This is a genomic window from Allofrancisella inopinata (genome assembly GCF_012222965.1).
In the GTDB taxonomy this organism is placed as follows: domain Bacteria; phylum Pseudomonadota; class Gammaproteobacteria; order Francisellales; family Francisellaceae; genus Francisella; species Francisella inopinata.
Genome location: NZ_CP038241.1, coordinates 336801 through 358116 on the forward strand (window position 1 = coordinate 336801; position 21316 = coordinate 358116).

Consider the following 21316-nt stretch of genomic DNA (forward strand, 5'->3'; position numbering starts at 1 on the left):
GGAGACAATATGAATAATCTAAGCATAAAGGATAAAATATATAGAAATAAAGACTTCTATAGCTCAGAAATTGACGATGAGGTTATAATGATGAATATAGATAATAACTCTTATTATAGTACAGGAGAAATTGGCAATAGAATTTGGCAGCTATTAGACACTGTAACTACCTGTGAGGATATTTGTAAACAGTTAATTCAAGAGTATGACGTCTCTCAAGAACAGTGTCAAAAAGATGTTTTAAAGTTTCTAACTGAACTATTAGATAATAGTGCAATATTTATAGAAAAATGATTGCCAAGAAAATATTAAGAAAGCTTTTAACTGCTTTCAAAATGCCTTTAAAAAGGAAAATATGGTTTATAATACTTTATCCTATAAGCGGGGTAGCTAGATTTGCATCATTAACACTAAGCTTAAAGAAGATATTTTGGTATTTGGGTTATATGTATGAGAACAAAGAGCTTTGTATTCCGGCTAATGAGCAACAAATTATAATAGCATATAAAATTAGTAAAACAGCTACGCTTGTATCAAAATACGTTCCATGGGAATCTAAGTGTCTTATTGAAGCAATTATGGTAAAAACTTTACTAAAATACTATAAAATACCTTACGTAATTCATATTGGAATAAAAAAGTATAATCAAGAAGAAAAACCTTTTTTAGCTCATGCATGGGTTAAGGTGGGTGATAAGGTAGTTATTGGTGGAGATGGTCATGGTTGCAAAAGCTATAATATAAGCTGCACTATCACCTCAATTGAATTTAAAACAACAATTTAAATATATATGGACTATTATGTTTCACGGAATTTTTTTTAGAAAAAATAGTAAATTAGATAATATTCCTCAAGATATAACTGATGGATCAAAAAGAATATTAAATATTGACCCTGAAAGAAAAACAATTAAGACAGTATATAATGAAAATTACTGGCTTGCCCAAGCGATAGACAAAGGATCAAATAATAATATTTTTTCATATAAAAATCTTATTATTGTTGGTTGGATAAAACTATATAATCGTGAAGAGATTTTTTCAAAATTACAACTTAATTATTCGGATAAAATTACAGATGAAGGATTAATCGCGCGTTTATGTGAAAAGTTCACAGATACATTCCCAAAATACTTGCATGGAGATTATTCCTTTGTAATTTTTGATACTGATAATGATAAAGCTCTCTGTGTTAGAGATCATATGGGGACTAGACCATTCTATTATTACTTAAATGAAGATATTTTTATTTTCTCTTCTTCTCAAGTTATATTTAATTATTTAGAGGTAATAAATATATCTGCAAACCAAGAATGGGTATGTAGACTTTTAGCTGGTGGTACAAATATGGATTTTGAGAAAACGGCTTATAATGAGATTTTTAAAGTTCCTCCAGCTTATTTTTTAGAAGTATCAAAAAACACCTATAAAAAACAAAAATACTTTGAATTTTCTACAGAAAAAAAATATTTAAAAGATGATGAAAAATATTTTGAAGAATATGAGGAAAAAGTAAAAAAAGCAGTTACTGAGAGGTTTATTAATACTAACCACCCCATTGGTAGTGAAATAAGCGGTGGAATAGACTCTTCTACTGTAACTTCATATATTGCTAAATATTTTAACAAACCAATATATGAGCTTTATACTTATGGATTTACTCGTTTAGACCAAGAGCCTGAGTACGCTCTACTTGTTAATCAAGTCTATAACTTACCAAATGCTTTTATCTGTTCTGGAAATAGTTATGATGAAATTAATAATAAAAACCCCCTAGATATATTAGGAGCTCCTGTTGAGCATGGTAATGCCACGGGTCATGAAATTTTTTATAAAAACGCTTCAAGAGATGGGGTTAGAAGTTTATTTTCTGGTTTTGGTGGGGATGAGTTTGTAACATCTATTCATGGTGACCTAGTTGCTTTTGAGCTACTTGCTAAAAAAGATTATAAAGGGATATTTCGTCATTTTGGTGGTAATATTATAACAAAACCTCTTAGAATATTACGTTTTTTACTAAAAAATAATATTAAACGAGGTAAGAAGAGTTTTAAGATGTTAAATGCATTTAAATCAAGGTGGCCTTATTTCTGTGTCAAAGATGAATTTATTAAAAAATACCACCTGAAAAATAGGTATTTTGAAGTAGGAAGTTTTGACAATGGATATACAAATCTAGATGAGTTCACCTTACAAAAAAGATGGGTCGCATTCGTGCCAACACGCACAGATAATTGCTCATTAATGGCTGCTGCGTATGGCATTGATTATTTTTGGCCATTGTTAGATGTTAAATTGATCCAAACTTTTTTATCTATGCCAAATACCCTAAAATTTCATAATGGCTATGGTAGGTACCTACATAGAAAGTCTGTAGAAAAGGTAGTCCCTCAGAAAATCATTTGGAAAAGAAGTAAATATATGGGCGAGCCTTTCTTAGACAAATCAGATATTCATCCTAAGCTAACTTTAAATAATAATCTGCATTTAGGATTAGCCAAATTGATAGATTTAGATAAACTCCAAACACAAATAACTAACTATAATAACTCTAATAAACCTGATAAAAATATTACTATGGTGATCAATAGAAATATTTCTAATATTAATAATATAGACCTATGGCTAAAGCACTTTGGTTTAACAGTAAAATGATAAAAAAAATAAAGCCTTTTTTTTCTCGTATAGTATATATGAAACAGCCTACTTTTATTATTAGTTATAAATATTTTACAAGGTCAACAGATAACTATATAAAAGCACATCGAGCTGTGTTTTTGAAAAATTTCAAAAGAGTAGATTTGGTTATTATTAACCTATTAGCTATTTTTAAATGGGTTGTGTATTTTGCTTGGGTTAATAGTTATAGAGTTAGTAAAAATACTACAAAAGAAAAATTATGCGAAGCGTCTATTAAAAATAGAAGCTTTCTTTTCTTAAGACTCTTGAAGTTGAGCTTAACACATTTTATAGCACCATCTTATTATTTTAAATATAAGCTCTATAAAAATAACCCTTTAGGTTTTTTCTATAGTAAAGAAAATAGTCTTTTACATTTATATAGTGATAGAAATCTCAAGGCTTCAAAAAAAGACAGCAGGCTCATTTCAGATAAATATGCTTTTTTAAATTTTTTAGAAGAGGAAGGTATCCAAACTAACTACAGCTACAAAGCTAAAGCTAATAAAATTTTAACAAATTCGGCAGATATATTATTTAAGAAAACAAAGATTTTTTGCAAACCTAATATAGCAAATCGTTCGATCGGTGCTTTGTATATTGACTATAATAATTCCAATTATCAACTTACTACTCTGGTTGATAAAAAGCAAATAGTTGGCAAAGATAATATTTTGGCTTTTCTTAAAAGTCATTATTCAAAGGATCAGGATATTTTAGTAGAAACCTTTTTAGAGGACTATATTGAAATAAAAAAATTATCTCAATATCATAACGATGCTACAACTTTACGTATTATCACAGCTTCTATAGATAGTACTAAATTATCCCCACAAGTCATATATACTCAATTAGAGATACCTCTTTTAGAGAATGATAACAAGCAACAGTTTTATAACATATTGCCTTTAGATATAAATACTCTAGATATTGATCTAGCTGATATGCCAGATTTTAAAGATAAAGCAAATTTTGAGAATATAAAAATACCACTAAATTTAAAAAACAGAATACGCTCAGCTATTAATAAATGTTTAGAAGCCCACAAGAAACTTAATATTAGAGCCGTTGCTTTTGATATTATAATATCGTCAAAAGAAGAAATAATTATAGAAGCAAATTATAATTGGGATATAGAAATACTATATAGAGCTTTTAGTTATGACCAAAACGATCATATCGCTAAGGTATGGTTAGACAATCTTTAAAGGAATAAATGTATTAACATGTACATATACAATATTTTTGGATTAATAATAGCTAGTGAGATTCAGCTACCAGTATGTCAAGAAAAATCCAAGCTCAAAGATCAAGCAAATGTATTTATAAGGTTTGGTGAAGTAAAAAAACACTTACCAGATGATATGAAAAATACAAATAACCACACTATAGTCAAACCAAACAATATTTGGCTACATATAAAAGGTAATGCCTGGATACACATACATGATGGTAAATATATTACCGTTGAGCTATATACAAATGCTGACCTACAAACAGTATGTTTATATTTATTTGGCTCTGGAATAGGTGCTTTGATTCATCAACAAGGGAAGACTATAATTCATGGTAATACTATTGAAGTTAACAATGGCTGTATAGTTTTTACAGGAGACTCTGGAGCTGGTAAATCAACTATATCAACAGCTTTTTATAAAAATGGATATCCGTTTATTGCTGATGATTTAGCAGTCATAAATGACAAACTAGAAGTACAACCGGGCATACCAAGGCTAAAAGTTTGGCATGATACAGCAAATATTCTAAACATAAATACAGAAAATCTTGATAAAATAAGACTCTTAGTAAATAAATATTCTTATCCTATTACGTCAAATATTTGTTTACAACCTAGGGTAATAAGAGCAATATTTCTATTAGAAAATCATGATGATAATAGTTTTAAAATAGAGGAACTAAAAGGCATAATAAAGTTAACCCAACTTCAAAAGCATACTTATCGTAAGGGATATGTTAAAAGAATGGGGTATCAGGAACAATTTTTTAAGCTAAATACTCAACTTGCTAAAAACATTCCTCTATATAAAATTACTAGACCTGCTAATAAATTTGGATTTCAAATAGATAATTTAATAAAAATGGTCGAAAATATTATTAACAAAAATCTTCTTTAAGTGAGCCTAGCATGCTTAAAGTGGAAAAACATTTATCATGGTTATTTAGAAATAGACGAAAATCTCACTATAATAGTGATTATTGGCATTTCAAACGCGCAATAGATACCAATAAGGAAAATATTACTTATATAAATAATTTACTAAATTCTGGTAACTATTTTTTTGAACCTGCTACAGTAATAAATAATTCAAAAACAGGAGAAATGCTTTGTATATGGGGTTCTCAAGTTTCGCTAGTGCTTAAAACTTTAGCCGAAGATATTAAATCAAGATATGAGAATGTTTTTTCTAAGAATTGTGTTTCAAATAAACTTAACAGTGGAGTTAAGCAGGCTTTTTCAGTAGTCAATAAATATATAAAAACCCATAAGTGTATCTATAGGACTGATATTAAAAAATTCTACAACTCTATAAATCATAATATTTTACTACAAAAGCTTACTAAATTTTCTACATTCTATGAACATAAAGTTATAAAAACGCATCTAGATAGAATAGAATGGCGAAATGGAAGCTATATAGAAATTAAAAAAGGAATATCAAAATCATCACCTTTATCTCCTGTGTTAGGTTGTATTTATCTGCATCAGCTTGATTTAGCTATGAAGAACCTAGGTGGTGTTATTTATCAAAGATACACTGATGATTTTATTATAATGGCTACTACAAAACACAAGCTTAGAGAAGCTGTGAAAATAGTTAAGCAAATACTTCAAGAATTAAAATTAGAGGAACACCCTGATAAGACGGACTATAGAAATTTTAATAATCCAAATGCGAAACCTTTTGAATTTTTAGGGGTAAAAATCTCTCGAAAAGGGGTTTATGCTATTAGAAGCTCTACAGAGTTAAACTTTTTAATAAAAATCAACCAACTTTATGAGTACTTACTATTAATTATAAAGCTAAAAAAAATGGTAAGGGTTGATACGCGAATAGAGATAGAAATAATAAAGAAATTATTATGCAAATAAAATATTTTAATAACTACTACAAATATATCTCTAATTCATTTGTTTAAGAGCTAAAATATTCAGCCAGAAGCACTAACTCACTCCATAAGAAGTGAAAAATTCGTTTAAAGATGTAAATAATTTACCTTCAATTGTATTTGATAGTTGGGGGTGGTGCTTTTTAAATTTTGGGGGTTCCCAGTCTATTAAATATGTAGGTGGATTAACTGGTTTCAGGTTTGGGGTCATGATTGTCTCCTTAAAAGTAATATAATTGATGTGGGTGTCGACAATAATGCAAATTAAATAAATTCTTTGCAAAAAGCACTTACCACCCAAATTGTGTAGACTAGCATTAATATGAAAAATTATAACAAGGGGAAAGGTGTTAGTCAACCGGATAGATGATATTTAACTACCGAGGAGGCCCATACTCACGTTGATTTCTTGGAAGCTAGAAAAAGTTTTGTCGGCTTCTATTAGAAGGTGGTGAGATGTGATGTTAGAATAACTTGGTGAAAACCATTCTTTTTTAACCTTAATCACTTTGGTGTTATCCAATAAATCAGTATCAATAATTAAATCTTTCATATTAATTTCCAGGTTTTTTTGCTTCGTTAGCTACTTTTTTAAAGAAAGCAACAAATAATGTTATTGTTAAAGAGCCGATAATAACTAATAATAAACTAGCTAAGATTAACTTCTTTGCTACCACATACACGACAGGCTGTTGTATAATTCCACCAAAACTTAATACTTCTGAATTTGATGAACTAAGCTTTAACTTGTTTTTATCAATAGATTGCTTTAATGAAAATATTTGCTTTTTCAATCCATCGACTATAGTTATATATTTAATTTTCATAGCTTGTGCTTCTATGACATCACCTTTTGATTTTTCAGACATAAGCTCTTTTAAATATACCTCATCTTGCTTGAGTAATTCTTTATATTCAGCTATCATCTCAGATGATTCTTTGATATTTACCTCAATGCTATTTTTCCAAAGTTGAACCTGATTACTTATAAGCTTCGATTCGGAGAACTTCCTCATTATATCTTGATATAATTGAGACATCTGCTTTACATCTGACAGTTTTGTTTGTGCTAGCAGGGTAAAATATAACCTTTGTCGGTCATATTTTTGTTTTAGCTTATAATTGGCATCCTTTACAATTTTTTTATTTTCTATAGAATTTTGACCATTTATTGTACGTACTTGTCTTTGAATATCAATATTATACTTGACCATTGGGTAAAGCAAACGTATATTTTTTAACATTTTGTCTTCATAAGCAGACTGTTTAATCTCTTCTAAGATATTTTGCAAAATAACATTAATTCTATCGTAATCTATTATTGGATGTAGGTTTTGACTCCCATCAAAATAGGATGGAACTTGTATCATTTGTTTAAGTACGATACCAGTTTCTTTGCTTCCTTTGTAATATAAAAAACCACCAGCTAAAGTCAGCAACAAAATAAAAGACAATATTAATGTTTTAAAATTTTTATATAGAAGAATAAAAAAACTCATAAAATTTATTTCTATATATTCGTTTTTCTTGTCCAAGTTATTATATTTTTATAGCTATTTGAATTGGTATTATACAACATGACTACGAATATTGGAAATTTTTAAAAGACAAATTGTAAGTGTTTTATCCGTATTGTTTGGTAATCTTCTTAAAGTTTAGTTTATATAGATACAGCATAGTCACATTCTGTGTTTGGGCATGCTTTTTGTTCACCATCTTTCTTTGTGATTTTATGCAAAAGTATAGGTGAATTACATTTAGGGCAAGGCTCTTTAATCGGAGGGTACCAATATGCATTTTTACACTTTGGAAACCCTGAACAAGCATAAAACACTTTTCCTTTACGAGATTTCTTTTCAACTATATGATTTTGATTACATTTAGGGCAAACTACACCAGTATCTTTAGGCTTCTCAAGTGGTTCCATATGTTTACAAGTCGGATAGTTAGAACAACCAATAAACTTTCCATATCGACCTTGTTTTATATGTAAATCAGAGTCACACTTAGGGCATTTTCTATCTTCGATGACGGTAGGTTCTTCTTTTTCTTTTAGTTCTTCACCTACACCGACTATTTGTCTTGTATAAGTACATTTAGGATAATTTGTACAACCAATAAAGCGACCATTTCTACCTAAACGTAATGATAGTTTACTGCCACATTCTGGACAGTCTTCATCAATTACTTCTTGAACAACATCTTTACGAGATACCTCTTCAGAGATTTTATTTATTCTTTCTATAAAAGGCTGCCAGAAATTATTCAAAACACTCAAATAATCATTTTTATGATTAGCAATTTCATCTAGCTCTTCTTCAAGCCCTGCGGTATAGGAGTATTCTACATATTTTTTAAAATACTCTGTTAAAAACTTATTTACAACTCTGCCTTTATCTGTAGGAATAAACCTTTTTTTCTCAATTTCAACATAATCTCTTTGCTGAAGTGTGGATATGATGCTGGCATAAGTAGAAGGTCGCCCAATACCATATTTCTCAAGAGCTTTGACTAAAGAGGCTTCTGTAAATCTTGGGGGAGGTTCTGTCGAGTGGGCTTTACTTATAATATCGTTAAGTTTGACCTTTTCACCTTTTTCAAATTTTGGTAAAGTTTGCTGGCTTTCAGAATCATCTTGTTCATCTTCATCTTTTTCAACGTTATATAAGCTTAAAAAACCAGCATCAACTATAACTGTACCAGTAGTTCTAAATTTGTGTTTATTATTTTCTGTAATCAAATCAACAGAAGTGCTGTTTAAAGTAGCATGCTTCATTTGGCAAGCTATTGTTCTGTTATAAATTAAACTATATAGTTTAAACTCATCTTGTGTTAGATATTGTTTGATAGATTCTGGAGTTCTACTTGCTGCTGTTACTCGTATAGCTTCATGTGCTTCTTGAGCATTTTGGGATTTTTTGCTAAACACACGAGGTTTGCTTGGCAGCATGCCTTTTTGATATTTTGACTCTATGAAGTTTCTTATGTCATTTAAGGCATCATTAGATAAATTTGTAGAATCAGTTCTCATATATGAAATAAGACCAACTGACTCACCATCACCAAGGTCTATACCTTCATAGAGTTTTTGTGCAACAGACATGGTTTTTTTAGCAGTAAATCCTAATTTTTTAGCTGCCTCTTGCTGTAAAGTTGAAGTTATAAAAGGAGGATATGGATTTCTTCTTAGTGTTTTCTCTGTTATTTCATCAACTATAAGATATCCATTAGCATCACTAAGAATTATTTTTTTAGCTGCTAGAGCTGTTTCTTCATTGGTAAAGCTAAATTGCTCTATTTTGGTTTTGTTAAATTCTGTTAGATTTGCGAGTATTTGCTTTTGTTTAAAAGTATCTGCAGTAAGACTCCAATAGTCTTTTTTGATAAAATTTTCACGTTCAATTTCACGTTCTACTATCATTCGTAAGGCAGGACTTTGCACTCTTCCAGCAGATAACCCGCTTGTAATCTTACGCCATAGCAGAGGAGATAGGTTAAAACCAACTAGAAAATCTAAAGCTTGACGAGCTTTTTGAGCATTCACAAGATCCATAGAAATTTCTTTAGGGTTAGCTATTGCATTAGATACGGCTGTTTTAGTAATTTCATTAAAGCTAATTCTATAAACATTTTTACCTTTTAGGAGTTTAGCATTTTTAAGAATTTCTTGAACATGCCATGATATAGCTTCTCCTTCTCTATCTGGATCAGTAGCAAGATATATATTCTCAGCTTCTTGAGCAGATTTTTTTATAGCTTCAATATGCTTTTTACTTTTATCGTTAATAACATACTTAATTTTGAAGTTATCATTTACATCTATCGAAGTATCTTTTGAAGGGATCTCTCTTACATGCCCAAACGAGGCTAAGATATCAAAATCTTTTCCTAAGTATTTTTTGATAGTTTTAGTTTTTGCTGGTGATTCTACGACCACTAAATTTTTTGCCATTTTTTACCTTTTTCTAATTTTTTTCTAAAAAAGAGTTTTATTTATGCTTTGTAGTTGCATTATAAAATATAAGAAAAGCAGATGCTTATCAATAGTTAATATCATAAAAGTTAGTTTTATAGTCAATAAATATAGACTATAATTCTGTAAGTATTTTTTTAATTATTAATAAGCTAAGCTATATAGTTTAAGGTTTCGATTAGATGAAAGCAGCTAAAGTAATTTCATTACTCCAGCAAAAAGGAGGTTCTGGGAAAACCACTACCGCAATCAATATAGCGTGTGGTTTAAAAGAGTTGGGTTTTAAAGTTGCCATAGTAGACATGGATAAAGATAAACCAGATGCATACATGTGGATGACAAAAAACAATGAAAACAATGATTTTGTTTACAACTTAGATGAGAAAAATGTTCGTGAAAAGGTCCTAGAATTAAAATCCTCCGTAGATTTTATAGTTATTGATACTCCTCCAAATTTCCAAACAGCTGCATTAAAGTCAGCTTTGTTGTCAGATTTGGTTGTGATTCCATGTTCACCAAGCGGTATGGATCTTTCTGGATTGGTAGAAGCAAAAGATTTAGCTTTAACAGCAAATAAACCATATAAGTTTTTTGCAAATAGAGTACAAATGCAATCGAATATGTCAAAAAGTTTAATAGAATTTTTTGAAGAGGATGGACATTTTTTTGAAGCTTTCGTTTCCCAAAGTGTTAAGTTTATCGAAGCAGAAGCAGAAGGTGTGTATATAGGTGACTATGCAAATGGTAGTAAAGTTCATCTTCAAGTTAAAAAGCTTGCTAGAGAAGTAGAGGAGTTTTTTGGAGAGGGTATAAATGGCTAAAAAAGTATCTCTAGCTAATCGTAAAATTAACCAAAAAATTAATGACCCAGTAAGCCAAGAGAAAAAAGATATTCTAAGAGCTATGCAGCTACAGGAATTAAGTGAGCAAGCAAGCAAAGTAGGTAGACTTTTTGAACTACCTCTTAGTATTATACAACCTGATAGAAATCAGCCACGTAAAACGTTTAAAAACATAGAATCTTTAGCAGATAGTATTAGAGAAAATGGTGTGATTCAACCAATTATAGTTACACCTAAAAATATTGATGGTACTCACCATATAATTGCAGGTGAAAGAAGGTATCTAGCAAGTATACAAGCAGAGCGTAGTACGATACCATGTATTGTTAGAGAAGAAGAGTCTGATGCAAGTATACTATTGTTACAACTTCTAGAGAATGATCAACGTGAGAATGTTTCCCCATTTGAAGAAGCCGACGCATTAAGACAACTGATTGAAGTTAAAAAACTAAAAAAAGCTGATATAGCAAAAATACTTGGACGAGATGCAAGCTGGATTTCTATGCGTTTGAAAATATCTGATGCAGATGAGGCTATTCGCGAATTAGCCCAAAAGGGTATCATAGAAGATGTACGCACTTTATATGAGCTAAAAAAGTTTGCTGAAGAAATTCCAGAAGGTGCTAGCGAATTTGTTAAAAAAGCCTTGGATAACAAAATTTCAGGATCCTTTAGATCAGCTATAACACGTTATAGAGAAAACTGGAAAAGAAAAACTCAAATTTTAGATAGTGCAAAACTAGATGTGATAAATGTAAAAGAAGTATCTAAAGAAGGTAAGCTTCTAAAAATAAAAGGCTCTCGTTCAGGATTAAAAGCACATACTTATACTTTTGAGATAACAGAAGAATTTAAAAAAATACTATTTGAAGCACTTGTAAAATAAGATTTATGAAGATAGCTATATTACAAACAGATCATATTCCAGAGCATCGACGTGAAATGGCTGGAGGTAATTATCCAGAGATGTTTGCAAATTTATTTTTTAAATTGTCATTGATTGTGGATTTTGATATTTTTGATGTGACAGAGCAAGATTATCCATCAGATTATGATATATATGATGGTTTTATAATAACAGGTAGTAAAGCCACTGCATTTGATAACTTACCATGGATATCTAAGCTTAAATCAACTATAGTTGAGTTGTATAATAGTAGTAAAAAAATAATAGGAGTCTGCTTTGGTCATCAGATTTTAGCACAAGCTTTAGGAGGCAGAGTTGAGCGAGCTACTAAAGGTTTCTCTGTTGGAATAAAAAATGTGAAGATTTTAACAAAAAAATCTTGGATGGAGCCATTTCATCATTATTTGAGCTTATTGTTTTATCATCAAGATATGATAGTTGAGCTCCCTACAGGGGCTGAGCTTATAGGAACTAGTGATTATTGTCAGATCCAGATGTTTTGTATTAGTAATCAAATATTTGGTATACAAGCTCATCCAGAGATGTTAAAAACACATAATTACGCTTTGATAAAAGAGTATCAAGATGAGATAAAAAACGAATTTCAGCATGCTTTAGAAAGTTTGAGAATAAGAGATAATAGTTTAGTGATAGGCCATTGGATGGCAAATTTTTTTGAATTTAAGGATTAATGATGCAGATTAAACGTTTAGTTGTATTTGGTGATAGTTTATTAGATGCAGGGAATATTATAAAAACGCTAGATGTGCCAGGGGAGCCGTATTATCAAGGTAGATTCTCTAACGGTATAGTATCTACAGAATATTTAGCTCAGTATATCGCTAAAGATCAAAACATAGAGACTATTGAGCATAAAAGTTATGCTATTGGTGGAGCTTTAACTCATGGTAATAATCCTTCATCTTTACTGAGGTATCATTCTTTTGCTGTCTCACAACAGGTAATAAGATTTGAAAATGAAGAAGGGAGATTTTCTAAAGATGATCTTGTGATCATAAATGGTGGAGCTAATAATTTTATGTTTACCATTTACAATGAAATACCTTATATAAATATTATGGCTAAACTCAGAGTTGCCAGAGATCTTAAAAAAATAATCACAAAAACTATTAAGATGGGCGCTAGTAATATTATAGTTTGGAATATTCCTGATGTGACTAAAGCACCTGCGTATAAAGACTATTTGTCTAATTGGGTTGGTAAGTTTTTTAGATCATATTTGCAACTAAATATTAATTTACAAAATAACCTGCTTAAAAGTCGTGTAAATGATTTGCAACTTTTATTCCCTAAAGTAAATATAAAGCTCTTTGATTTTTATGCTTTACTGAATGATTGTTTCAATAATCCTACTGATTATGGTTTTGAAAATGTTACAGATATTTGTGTAGACAGCTATGGAGGAGCAGATTCTCTTGGCAATATTCAATATGAGATAGAGTTAGTAAATGACCCGGATAAATTTTTATGTTGGGATTATTGTCATCCTACAACAAAAGGTCATGAAGTAATAGCTAAGAGAATGTTTGAACTTTTAAAGCATAATATTTAACCTTTAAATCCTAGAGCAATAATATAAAACTCTCTAGATCTAGATCGTGACGATTTAGGCTTAAATTGAGTAACTTTGGTAAAGTGGTTTTTAACTTGCTTTATATATTTATCAGCTCCTTCACCTTGAAAAATTTTAGCTACGAAACCTCCACTTTTTTTAAGATTGTTTATTGCAAAATCTAGAGCTAGTTCTAATAAGAATATAGATTTAGCTTGATCAGAAGTTTTATTACCACTTATATTTGGAGACATATCGGAAACTATACAGTCTATTTTATTTTGACCAACTAGGTTATTTAGTTTCTCATAAGTTTCATCACTTGTAAAATCGCCTTGAATAAAATCCACGCCTGGGATAGGTACCATTTCAAGTAAGTCAAGAGCAATGAGTTTTCCATTAGAACCAATATATTTGATTATCTGCTCAGACCAACCACCTGGAGCAGCGCCTAGGTCTATAACAAACATATTTTGTTTAAATATTTTGTATTTTTCTTGAATCTCAATTATTTTAAAGCTTGCTCTACTACGATAGCCTAGTTTATTTGCCTGAATAACATAGTAATCTGAGTTGTGCTCTTGTACCCAGCGTTTACTACTAGCTGTTTTAACCATTTCTTGTATTTATTGGAAAGTTTGTTATATTGTATGAATATTTAAATCTTAAATAAAGTCTAATCCCTGTTTTAAGGTTGATATAAATTTATAAACTTAAGTCTTTTGGATATAATGGTTATATATTGAATGTTTATAGGTTTATAAATGTTAAGGAAAATGTTTCTTATAGGATTAGGGGTTTTAGCTATTAGTTCTTGTACAGTTAGAGAGGATATTCAAGATAATATAGATCATTATAATAGATTAACTAGAGACCAAAATGTTAAGGAAATTAGTTTTGCTAAATATACAAATACAGTTGAGGGAATGCGATTTTTAGTTGCAAATCACCCAGATCAAGTAATTTTCTTAGATGGTGAAGACTTTGACGCCAGGTATAGTAAATTGGTAGGTTACCTTAAGCATGAAGGATACACTATAGTAGTCGATGAAAAATTACCAGCAGTAGCTACAATTATAGCAGAGGTTAATAAGCCTATGCCAGATGTTTATTATGTTGGTATTTTAATGGAACAGAATTCTCGAGCTAAGCAAACTAAATACAGTATAGTTTACGGAGATAATAATTTCTTAGCTCGTAAATTTTATAATGATTATAAAAAAACACTGTAAAGTAAAAGTTTGTAATTCTTAAACTAGCTTTAAGTAAATTTTGGATTTTAATCCTTGAGCGTGGTTTGTGCACATCTCTAGAGACATGACTTGTAGATACTTAGCTTGGTTATTATAATCGTAGTACCAGTAGAAGTATGAATATAGGTATAAATGTGGACATAGTTGAGTATAAAAAGCTTAAACTTAAGTGTTATTTATCTCCTGAGACACTTTTTCAAAGTAGCCAAGGTTATGATAATAACTTTCGGGATTTAAATAGCTCATATAGGAATAGTCTTAAGTGTAGTTTCCAAGGTATTTTCAGAAAGTGGAGGAGTTTTAAGGGAGACCACTATCAGGGCGATTTTGTTTGGGACGGTAGTGATAATATTACTATTGGAGATCTCTTTTTTGGCACTGGCCGCGGTGGCCATCCAAGCTTGACAGAGCAAGGTGTAACTAAATGTGCAGGCGTTATTGAAAAGGACACATTTTTTTTTCATAGTGGGCATTTTAAACCAAAAGCGTGCAATGTAATCCCCTTTATGTTCAAATTTATTGATAATTCACTATATAATTGTAAATCAGAAGAGGAAAAACAAGAGTGGTTGACCCACTTATGTGAAAAAATGATAATAAGACTCTATTACGATGATAGTGGAGATACAATGGATACTAATTTTGCTAATTTATGTGAGGATTTTCTAAATGGTAAGTACACATTTAAGAAACCATCACCTATAACAAGAAATTTAATTCATGAAGAGCAAAACTGGCAACTTAATAATAACTATAGTGTGAGACCGCCATCTATAACAAAAACCATGATTAGAGAAGGCTATAAATGGCAACCTGATAGTAGTAGTAACAACTGTAGTGCGTGTAATCAAGTGATTAAGGGATCGTTTTTTAGCACAAATAAACATCATTGTCGTTCATGTGGGCATATTATTTGTGGTAATTGTTACATAATTACTAAAATAGATAACCCGTTAAGTGGCAAGGGTATGAAAATCAAGCAAGGATTATATAAGACGAAAGTATGTACTACTTGTGTTAGTTTGCAACAGCCCCTATGTATGAATTAGAAATTATAGAGCTCGTACGTAACTCACGTCTTTATCTTATTATATTTAATTATTTATAAGGTTTCTGTCAATAATACTACCCACTTGTCAAAATTCCTATATAGAAAAGCGAATTTTAATTTGTATACTTATCTTTGTAAGATCAATGTAGCAAACGACAGCAGGTAGTATTATATGATTAACTTATATTATGAATGGACACAAAAAGGTATATATGAAAAATTACAAAAAACAGTTGACGCATCAGGTGTTTGTCATGGCTTAGCAGCTTTACTATTTCGTTATATTAGACATTATAAAAAATTACCTAAAAAAAGTCGTTGGGAAGAAGTTGTCGATAGCAACCAAAACTTCATCAAGGACGCGCAGAATTTTCAAAAATTTGATAAAATAAGTAATTTTTATGGCAAAATTAAAGAAACTATAACTTATGGGGAATATAATGCAGCTTCAGATTATGACCAATTTATATACTTGAGTGATTATATTTGTAAAGATAATTCTAATGATGTTTATCTAGTTTCAATATCAACTCATGTTACAGTTCTTGTGAGAATTGAAAATAAAGTTTATTATTTTGATCCAAATATAGGTCTTTTGGGATGTGAATCCTCATCCATAGCTGTTAAGCGGTTACTTCTTTTTGTGTGGACGCAAAAAGGTTATGGGATGTCAGAACATATTCTCAAAGCCAAACTCTATTCTAAAAAAACAAAGCATTACAAGGAAAATAGTGAGAAATATCAGATTTGGAAGACTAGATATGCAGAATACACAAAAAATAGAACCGGAAAGTTAAATAAAGAAGTTCGGCTTCCTATGTTGGCTACAAAGCTAACAGTTAAGCGTTTAAATTTAGGAAGTATTGAAGCGTTAGACTCAAAAGTGAAAGTCAATTGGCCGTTTAGCTTTACAGATGATAGAGTTGATATCGCAAAATTTAATTTATTGAAAAAACAATCATTACCTGAAGATTTAAGAAATATTAATAAAAATACTTTTCTCAATAAACAACTAGAACACAAAGATTACGAAGCTAAATGTCATGAAGAGGATAAAAAACAAGCTTTAATGGTAAAAGCTTCATGGGGGATACTTGGAAACGACATTGTAATTGGTTTACTAAAGGAAATGAAAGTTTATGACCAAAAAAATGAACAGCAACAGCTTGCGGAAATAAAAAATGATTATGAAGTATGTAAAAATCCTCTGTATATAGATACTAATCAACGTTTAACTGTAGCTGGACTTATTCAGTCAAAAATATATTTTGGTTGGCGTTTTAATTGTGAAAGCTGTAATCTTATTAAAGGTAAACCTAATGGAATAACAGTTGGCAGAGGCAATAACGCATTTTTTCAACCTCAACCTACTCAATGCTGTAAGGAATGTCAAACTAGAATAGATGCTCTAATCTAGAGTAGATGATCTTTCAGGCGCTATAAAAAACTAGAGATGGTATAATAATAAAACTTATAATACTTAACTTAAACTCTAGTTTTTTTATAAAAAGACTTTAAAATTATCAATATAACTCCACAAGTGATTGCTGAATCTGCAATGTTAAAAGCAGGCCAATGATAGTTGCCAAGATGAAAATCTAAAAAATCTATAACAAAGCCTCTAAAAGCTCGATCGTAAAAATTTCCTAATGCGCCGCCAAGTATCAATGAGAAAGAGATTAGATTTAGTTTAGCTTGTATTGGTTGTTTTATAATCAAACATATAAGTATGACAGCAGCAATTAAAGAGATTATAGAGAACATCATTAGTTGCCATGAGGTCTGACTATTACTTAAAAAGCTAAATGCTGCTCCATGGTTATACAGTAAAGTTAAGTTAAAAAAATTTGTTATTTTAACAGGAGTAGCAAAATTTAAGTTGATATTAGCTAGGTATTTAGTATACAAATCAAGGGCTATGATTATAATAGCTAACCCAAAATACTTAAGTTTAGGTCTAAGCATATTTGCGAGACTCCCCTGATTCTGTCGTAATATTTTCTATACAGCGACTGCATATATCTTTATGCTCAGGATTTTTGCCAACTGTAGAGCTACGATGCCAACACCTTTCACATTTTGGTTCTAGCATTTTTTGGATATCAATATATAAGCCTTGTATATCCGTAGGTGTAGCATCACTAGGCTTTCCACCAAGGTCTTTTAACTTAGCTTCAGAAGATATTAGTAAAAATCTTAGCTCATCCTCAATTTTTGCTAGAAGCTTATAGTTTTGCTGATCAGCATAAAGAGTTATTTTTGCTTCTAAAGATGCTCCGATGAGATTTTCATTTCTCTTTATCTCTAGTACTCTATTTACTTCGGATCGAACTTCTTGGATTTTCGCCCAGAAATCTAAATCTAATTCACCAGTTAAAGAGAATGATTTTAGCTCTGTATACCATTCACATAACTGGATTGGTAAATCAGTTATTTTTGGAGTAGCTTCCCATATTTCATCAGCGGTATATGATAAAATTGGGGCTATCCATCTAACTAATGCATGTACAATATGGTAAATTGCTGTTTGTGCTGACTTACGTGGATGCCCATCAGTTTTAGCTGTGTATTGTCTATCCTTAATAATATCAAGATAAAAACTACCCATTTCAATCGAGCAAAAATGATGTATTAGCTGAGCTACTGTATGAGTCTGGTAGTTTTCGTAAGCTTGAATTATTTTATCCTGAAACTCTTTTGTTTTTGCTATTGCCCACTGGTCAAGTTTAACCAACTTATCAAACTCTATAATATCAGACTTAGGATCAAAACCAGTTAAGTTAGATAATAGAAATCTTGCTGTATTACGCAATCTACGGTATGTATCAGCGGTTCTTTTAAGAATCTGATCTGACACAGCCATTTCACTTTTATAGTCACTAGAAGCAACCCATAAACGCAAGATGTCAGCTCCTAAAGTATTATAGATATCTTGAGGAGATGTTACATTACCTAAAGACTTAGACATCTTACGACCATGCTCATCAACTACAAAACCATGAGTTAAAACTTCTTTGAAAGGTTTTTCTCCTTTAGCAGATAACCCAACAAGTAGAGAGGTTTGAAACCAACCACGATGTTGGTCTGACCCTTCTAAATATAAATCAGCGGGATAATTTAATTGAGGATCCTTATCTAGTACACACATGCTAGAAGATCCTGAATCAAACCAAACGTCTAAGGTATCCTTTACAGATTTATACTCGTTAGTTTCTGATATAAACTCGCTATCTTGAGCATTAAACCAAGCTTCTATACCACCTTTTTCTATCTTTTGAGCTACTTTCTCAAGAATTTCAGCTGTATTGGGATGCAACTCTTCTGTATCTTTATGGATAAATAGTGGTAGCGGTACTCCCCAAGTTCTTTGACGAGAGATGCACCAGTCTGGTCTGTCTTTCATCATCGCTTCTATACGGTTTTGACCCCATGAAGGAATCCACAGTGTATTTTTAATAGCAGTCATCGCGTTATCACGTAAATTTTGTTTCTCCATGCTTATAAACCACTGTGGGGTAGCTCTAAACATCAAAGGAGTTTTATGACGCCAGCAATGAGGGTAGCTATGTTTTATTTTATCAAAATTCATTAAACGTTTTCTTTCACCTAAAAGCTCTACTATTCTATCGTTAGCTTTGAAAATAAATTCACCGGCAAAGAGTTTAGTATTTTCACTATAACAACCATTACCTTTTACAAAGGATTCCATAGATAGATTGTGTTCTTTACCTATAGAAAAATCTTCTACACCGTGAGTAGGAGCTGTATGAACCATACCAGTACCATCAATATCAGTTACATGATCCCCATGTAAGATAGGGACATGGCGGCTGTAAAAAGGATGCTCAACAATTATACCGGTTAGCTTATCTCCAGTAGTTGTGGCGATAAGTTTAGCATTATCTGTGGCGTACCTTTTTAAAGTTTGTTCAACCAAGCCACTAGCTAGTATTATGTAAAAGTTATCAATTTCTACTAGACTATAATTAAGATTATTGTGTACAGCAATAGCTTGGTTAGCAGGTAGTGTCCATGGGGTGGTAGTCCATATCACCGCAAAAGCTTCATTTTTTAGAGATTCTAATCCAAATGCTTTAGCAAGTTTATCATGGTCTTTTACTTTAAATTTTACATCAATTGCTGGTGAGACTTTATCCATATACTCAACTTCTGCTTCAGCTAATGCTGAGCTACAATCAGTACACCAGTGTACGGGCTTAAATCCTTTACTTAGATGACCGTTTGAGATTATTTTAGCTAAAGTTCTAATCATGTTAGCTTCGTATTCAAAGTTCATTGTCAGATAAGGATTTTCCCAGTCTCCTAATACACCTAATCTTTTAAAATCTTTTTTTTGTAACTCTACTTGTTGTTTTGCATATTTACGGCATTCTTTTCTGAAAGTATTTTCATCTATCTTTTGTCCAGCTTTACCATATTTTTTTTCAACTTGTAGCTCAATTGGCAAACCGTGGCAATCCCATGTTGGAATATATGGAGCATCGTAACCACTTAAAGTTTTTGATTTTACTATAATATCTTTAAGAATCTTATTAACAGCATGACCAACATGTATATTTCCATTAGCGTAAGGAGGTCCATCATGAAGTATAAATTTATTCCTCCCAGCAAAATGCTCACGGATTTTTTTATAGATATCTTGCTTTTCCCATTTGTTAAGAATCATGGGCTCTTTGTTTGCAAGGTTACCCTTCATAGAAAAAGAAGTTTTAGGAAGGTTTAAAGAGTCTTTGTAATCACTCATGCGGATTCCTTAGTTTATTTGGTATATGATTAATTTAAAGTTTAATGAAATCAAACTATTTAAATACAAATTATAAAGTACAAAGCTAGTTATGTTAATAGTCTAGGATGTAGTTATCAATCTTTTTGCTGCTTGTATATCTTTGGCTATTTGGTCTTTTAGCTCATCAAAGGAGTTAAATTTCTTTTCAGCGCGAATAAATTCAAGTATTTCTACCGTTATATGCTTTTTATAAATTTCTCTGTTAAAATTAAAAATATGAGTTTCTAAAAGATTATTTTTACCGTCCACAGTTGGTCTGGTTCCGGCGTTAGAAACACCATAGAAAACTTCATCATCAATATATATTTTAGTTAAATAGACACCTTTTAACACAGAGTTTTTAAGTAATTTTTGGTTTGCAGTATGGAAACCTATTTTTCTACCGTTTTTTTGTCCGTGTATAACTCGTGAGTTTATTCTTAGTGGTTTTCCTAGTAGCTTTGCAGCATTTTCAAGCTTGTGGTTTTCAATAGCTGTACGTATTTGGCTGCTACTAATGCGTTGGTTGTTAAGAGTTAAAGTAGATATTTTATCAACCTGAAAGTCATATTTTTTTGAGAGTTGTTCCAAAAGATTATAGTCTCCTTTACGGTTTTTACCAAATTTAAAGTCATCACCAATAATTATATGCTTGATTTTTAGTTTTTTAACAAGGTATTCAGTGACAAACTCCTCGGCATCAATATTGGCAAATTGCTCATTAAATTTTTGACAAATAATGTTTTTTATCCCTGCATGATTAATATTTATAATTTTGTTTCTAAAGTCATAAATTCTAGTAGGAAGTTTTTCTTTTCTAAAAAACTCTTTGGGCAAAGGTTCAAAGAAAAAAACAAAAGGAACTAAAATATTTAAATATGAGATTGAAAGAAGTTTATTGATTACGGTTTGGTGCCCTAAATGAATCCCATCAAAAGCTCCTATTGCTACAGCTGTATTTTGGGTACTAGAGAATTTGTTTAGGTGGGTTATTATGTTCATTACAAATGTTTTATTGGATGTTGGAAAAACCATAACTAATAGCATTATAGTATTCATTTTTTGTTGAAAAAAAGCAACTGCTGTTAGATACTTATTAGCTGTAAAAGAGCATTAGTGTATT

The 21316-nt window shown here is 30.9% G+C and carries 20 protein-coding genes; 13 read left to right on the forward strand and 7 right to left on the reverse strand.

Annotation, left to right across the window (positions count from 1 at the left end):
- Nucleotides 1-9 precede the first annotated feature (9 nt).
- The 6 genes from E4K63_RS01520 to E4K63_RS01545 are packed head-to-tail and all read left to right on the forward strand — an operon-like array spanning nucleotide 10 to nucleotide 5791.
- Nucleotides 10-294 (forward strand): lasso peptide biosynthesis PqqD family chaperone, encoded by a 285-nt coding sequence (locus E4K63_RS01520; protein WP_133942089.1) that lies wholly within the window; start codon nucleotides 10-12, stop codon nucleotides 292-294.
- Complete coding sequence (locus tag E4K63_RS01525) at nucleotides 291-785, forward strand: lasso peptide biosynthesis B2 protein (RefSeq protein WP_133942088.1); 495 nt, start codon at nucleotides 291-293, stop codon at nucleotides 783-785. Before E4K63_RS01520 ends, E4K63_RS01525 begins: the two co-directional genes overlap by 4 nt.
- Before the next feature lie 16 nt (nucleotides 786-801).
- The gene (locus E4K63_RS01530; protein WP_133942087.1) at nucleotides 802-2655 is read left to right on the forward strand and encodes an asparagine synthase-related protein; all 1854 of its coding nucleotides are present in this window, start codon (nucleotides 802-804) and stop codon (nucleotides 2653-2655) included.
- On the forward strand, nucleotides 2652-3887 hold the full coding sequence (locus E4K63_RS01535; RefSeq protein WP_133942086.1) for a hypothetical protein: 1236 nt from the start codon (nucleotides 2652-2654) through the stop codon (nucleotides 3885-3887). The genes E4K63_RS01530 and E4K63_RS01535 overlap by 4 nt, the downstream gene beginning before the upstream one ends.
- 18 nt (nucleotides 3888-3905) lie before the next feature.
- Nucleotides 3906-4814, forward strand: a complete 909-nt coding sequence (locus tag E4K63_RS01540) for a phosphoenolpyruvate carboxykinase (ATP) (protein WP_133942085.1) — start codon at nucleotides 3906-3908, stop codon at nucleotides 4812-4814.
- Between the two features lie 20 nt (nucleotides 4815-4834).
- Nucleotides 4835-5791: a reverse transcriptase/maturase family protein gene (locus E4K63_RS01545; protein ID WP_243830493.1), complete on the forward strand. Its 957-nt coding sequence runs from the start codon at nucleotides 4835-4837 to the stop codon at nucleotides 5789-5791.
- Nucleotides 5792-6181: 390 nt separating this feature from the next.
- Here E4K63_RS01545 and E4K63_RS01550 read toward each other — a convergent pair whose 3' ends face one another.
- The 3 genes from E4K63_RS01550 to topA form a co-directional block, all read right to left on the reverse strand.
- Nucleotides 6182-6361: a hypothetical protein gene (locus E4K63_RS01550; protein WP_133942083.1), complete on the reverse strand. Its 180-nt coding sequence runs from the start codon at nucleotides 6359-6361 to the stop codon at nucleotides 6182-6184.
- Between the two features lies 1 nt (nucleotide 6362).
- Nucleotides 6363-7307: a hypothetical protein gene (locus tag E4K63_RS01555; protein ID WP_243830492.1), complete on the reverse strand. Its 945-nt coding sequence runs from the start codon at nucleotides 7305-7307 to the stop codon at nucleotides 6363-6365.
- A gap of 161 nt (nucleotides 7308-7468) precedes the next feature.
- Entirely contained in the window at nucleotides 7469-9760 is a 2292-nt protein-coding gene (topA, locus tag E4K63_RS01560) for a type I DNA topoisomerase (RefSeq protein WP_133942081.1), read from the reverse strand.
- A gap of 203 nt (nucleotides 9761-9963) precedes the next feature.
- Between topA and E4K63_RS01565 the strand changes: the two genes are divergently transcribed.
- From E4K63_RS01565 to E4K63_RS01580, 4 genes are read left to right on the forward strand one after another with little or no spacing between them, the layout of a single operon-like run.
- The gene (locus E4K63_RS01565; protein WP_133942080.1) at nucleotides 9964-10602 is read left to right on the forward strand and encodes a ParA family protein; all 639 of its coding nucleotides are present in this window, start codon (nucleotides 9964-9966) and stop codon (nucleotides 10600-10602) included.
- Complete coding sequence (locus E4K63_RS01570; protein ID WP_133942079.1) at nucleotides 10595-11509, forward strand: ParB/RepB/Spo0J family partition protein; 915 nt, start codon at nucleotides 10595-10597, stop codon at nucleotides 11507-11509. Before E4K63_RS01565 ends, E4K63_RS01570 begins: the two co-directional genes overlap by 8 nt.
- A 5-nt stretch (nucleotides 11510-11514) precedes the next feature.
- A complete protein-coding gene (locus E4K63_RS01575; RefSeq protein WP_133942078.1) occupies nucleotides 11515-12222 on the forward strand; it encodes a glutamine amidotransferase-related protein in 708 nt (235 codons plus the stop codon).
- The gene (locus E4K63_RS01580) at nucleotides 12222-13103 is read left to right on the forward strand and encodes an SGNH/GDSL hydrolase family protein (protein ID WP_133942077.1); all 882 of its coding nucleotides are present in this window, start codon (nucleotides 12222-12224) and stop codon (nucleotides 13101-13103) included. The genes E4K63_RS01575 and E4K63_RS01580 overlap by 1 nt, the downstream gene beginning before the upstream one ends.
- Here the strand turns inward: E4K63_RS01580 and E4K63_RS01585 are convergent.
- Nucleotides 13100-13720, reverse strand: coding sequence for an RlmE family RNA methyltransferase (locus tag E4K63_RS01585; RefSeq protein ID WP_133942076.1), 621 nt, complete (start codon nucleotides 13718-13720; stop codon nucleotides 13100-13102). The genes E4K63_RS01580 and E4K63_RS01585 overlap by 4 nt on opposite strands.
- A 147-nt stretch (nucleotides 13721-13867) precedes the next feature.
- Between E4K63_RS01585 and E4K63_RS01590 the strand changes: the two genes are divergently transcribed.
- From E4K63_RS01590 to E4K63_RS01600, 3 genes are all read left to right on the forward strand, one after another.
- Nucleotides 13868-14335, forward strand: coding sequence for a hypothetical protein (locus tag E4K63_RS01590; RefSeq protein ID WP_133942075.1), 468 nt, complete (start codon nucleotides 13868-13870; stop codon nucleotides 14333-14335).
- 137 nt (nucleotides 14336-14472) lie between these two features.
- Nucleotides 14473-15405: an FYVE zinc finger domain-containing protein gene (locus tag E4K63_RS01595; protein WP_133942074.1), complete on the forward strand. Its 933-nt coding sequence runs from the start codon at nucleotides 14473-14475 to the stop codon at nucleotides 15403-15405.
- Nucleotides 15406-15579: 174 nt separating this feature from the next.
- Nucleotides 15580-16824, forward strand: a complete 1245-nt coding sequence (locus tag E4K63_RS01600) for a hypothetical protein (RefSeq protein WP_133942073.1) — start codon at nucleotides 15580-15582, stop codon at nucleotides 16822-16824.
- 68 nt (nucleotides 16825-16892) lie between these two features.
- Here E4K63_RS01600 and lspA read toward each other — a convergent pair whose 3' ends face one another.
- The 3 genes from lspA to ribF all read right to left on the reverse strand — a co-directional run bounded on the left by lspA (nucleotide 16893) and on the right by ribF (nucleotide 21195).
- The gene (gene lspA / locus E4K63_RS01605; protein WP_133942072.1) at nucleotides 16893-17372 is read right to left on the reverse strand and encodes a signal peptidase II; all 480 of its coding nucleotides are present in this window, start codon (nucleotides 17370-17372) and stop codon (nucleotides 16893-16895) included.
- A complete protein-coding gene (ileS, locus tag E4K63_RS01610; RefSeq protein WP_133942071.1) occupies nucleotides 17365-20172 on the reverse strand; it encodes an isoleucine--tRNA ligase in 2808 nt (935 codons plus the stop codon). The genes lspA and ileS overlap by 8 nt, the downstream gene beginning before the upstream one ends.
- A 102-nt stretch (nucleotides 20173-20274) precedes the next feature.
- Complete coding sequence (gene ribF / locus E4K63_RS01615) at nucleotides 20275-21195, reverse strand: bifunctional riboflavin kinase/FAD synthetase (protein WP_133942070.1); 921 nt, start codon at nucleotides 21193-21195, stop codon at nucleotides 20275-20277.
- Nucleotides 21196-21316 lie beyond the last annotated feature (121 nt).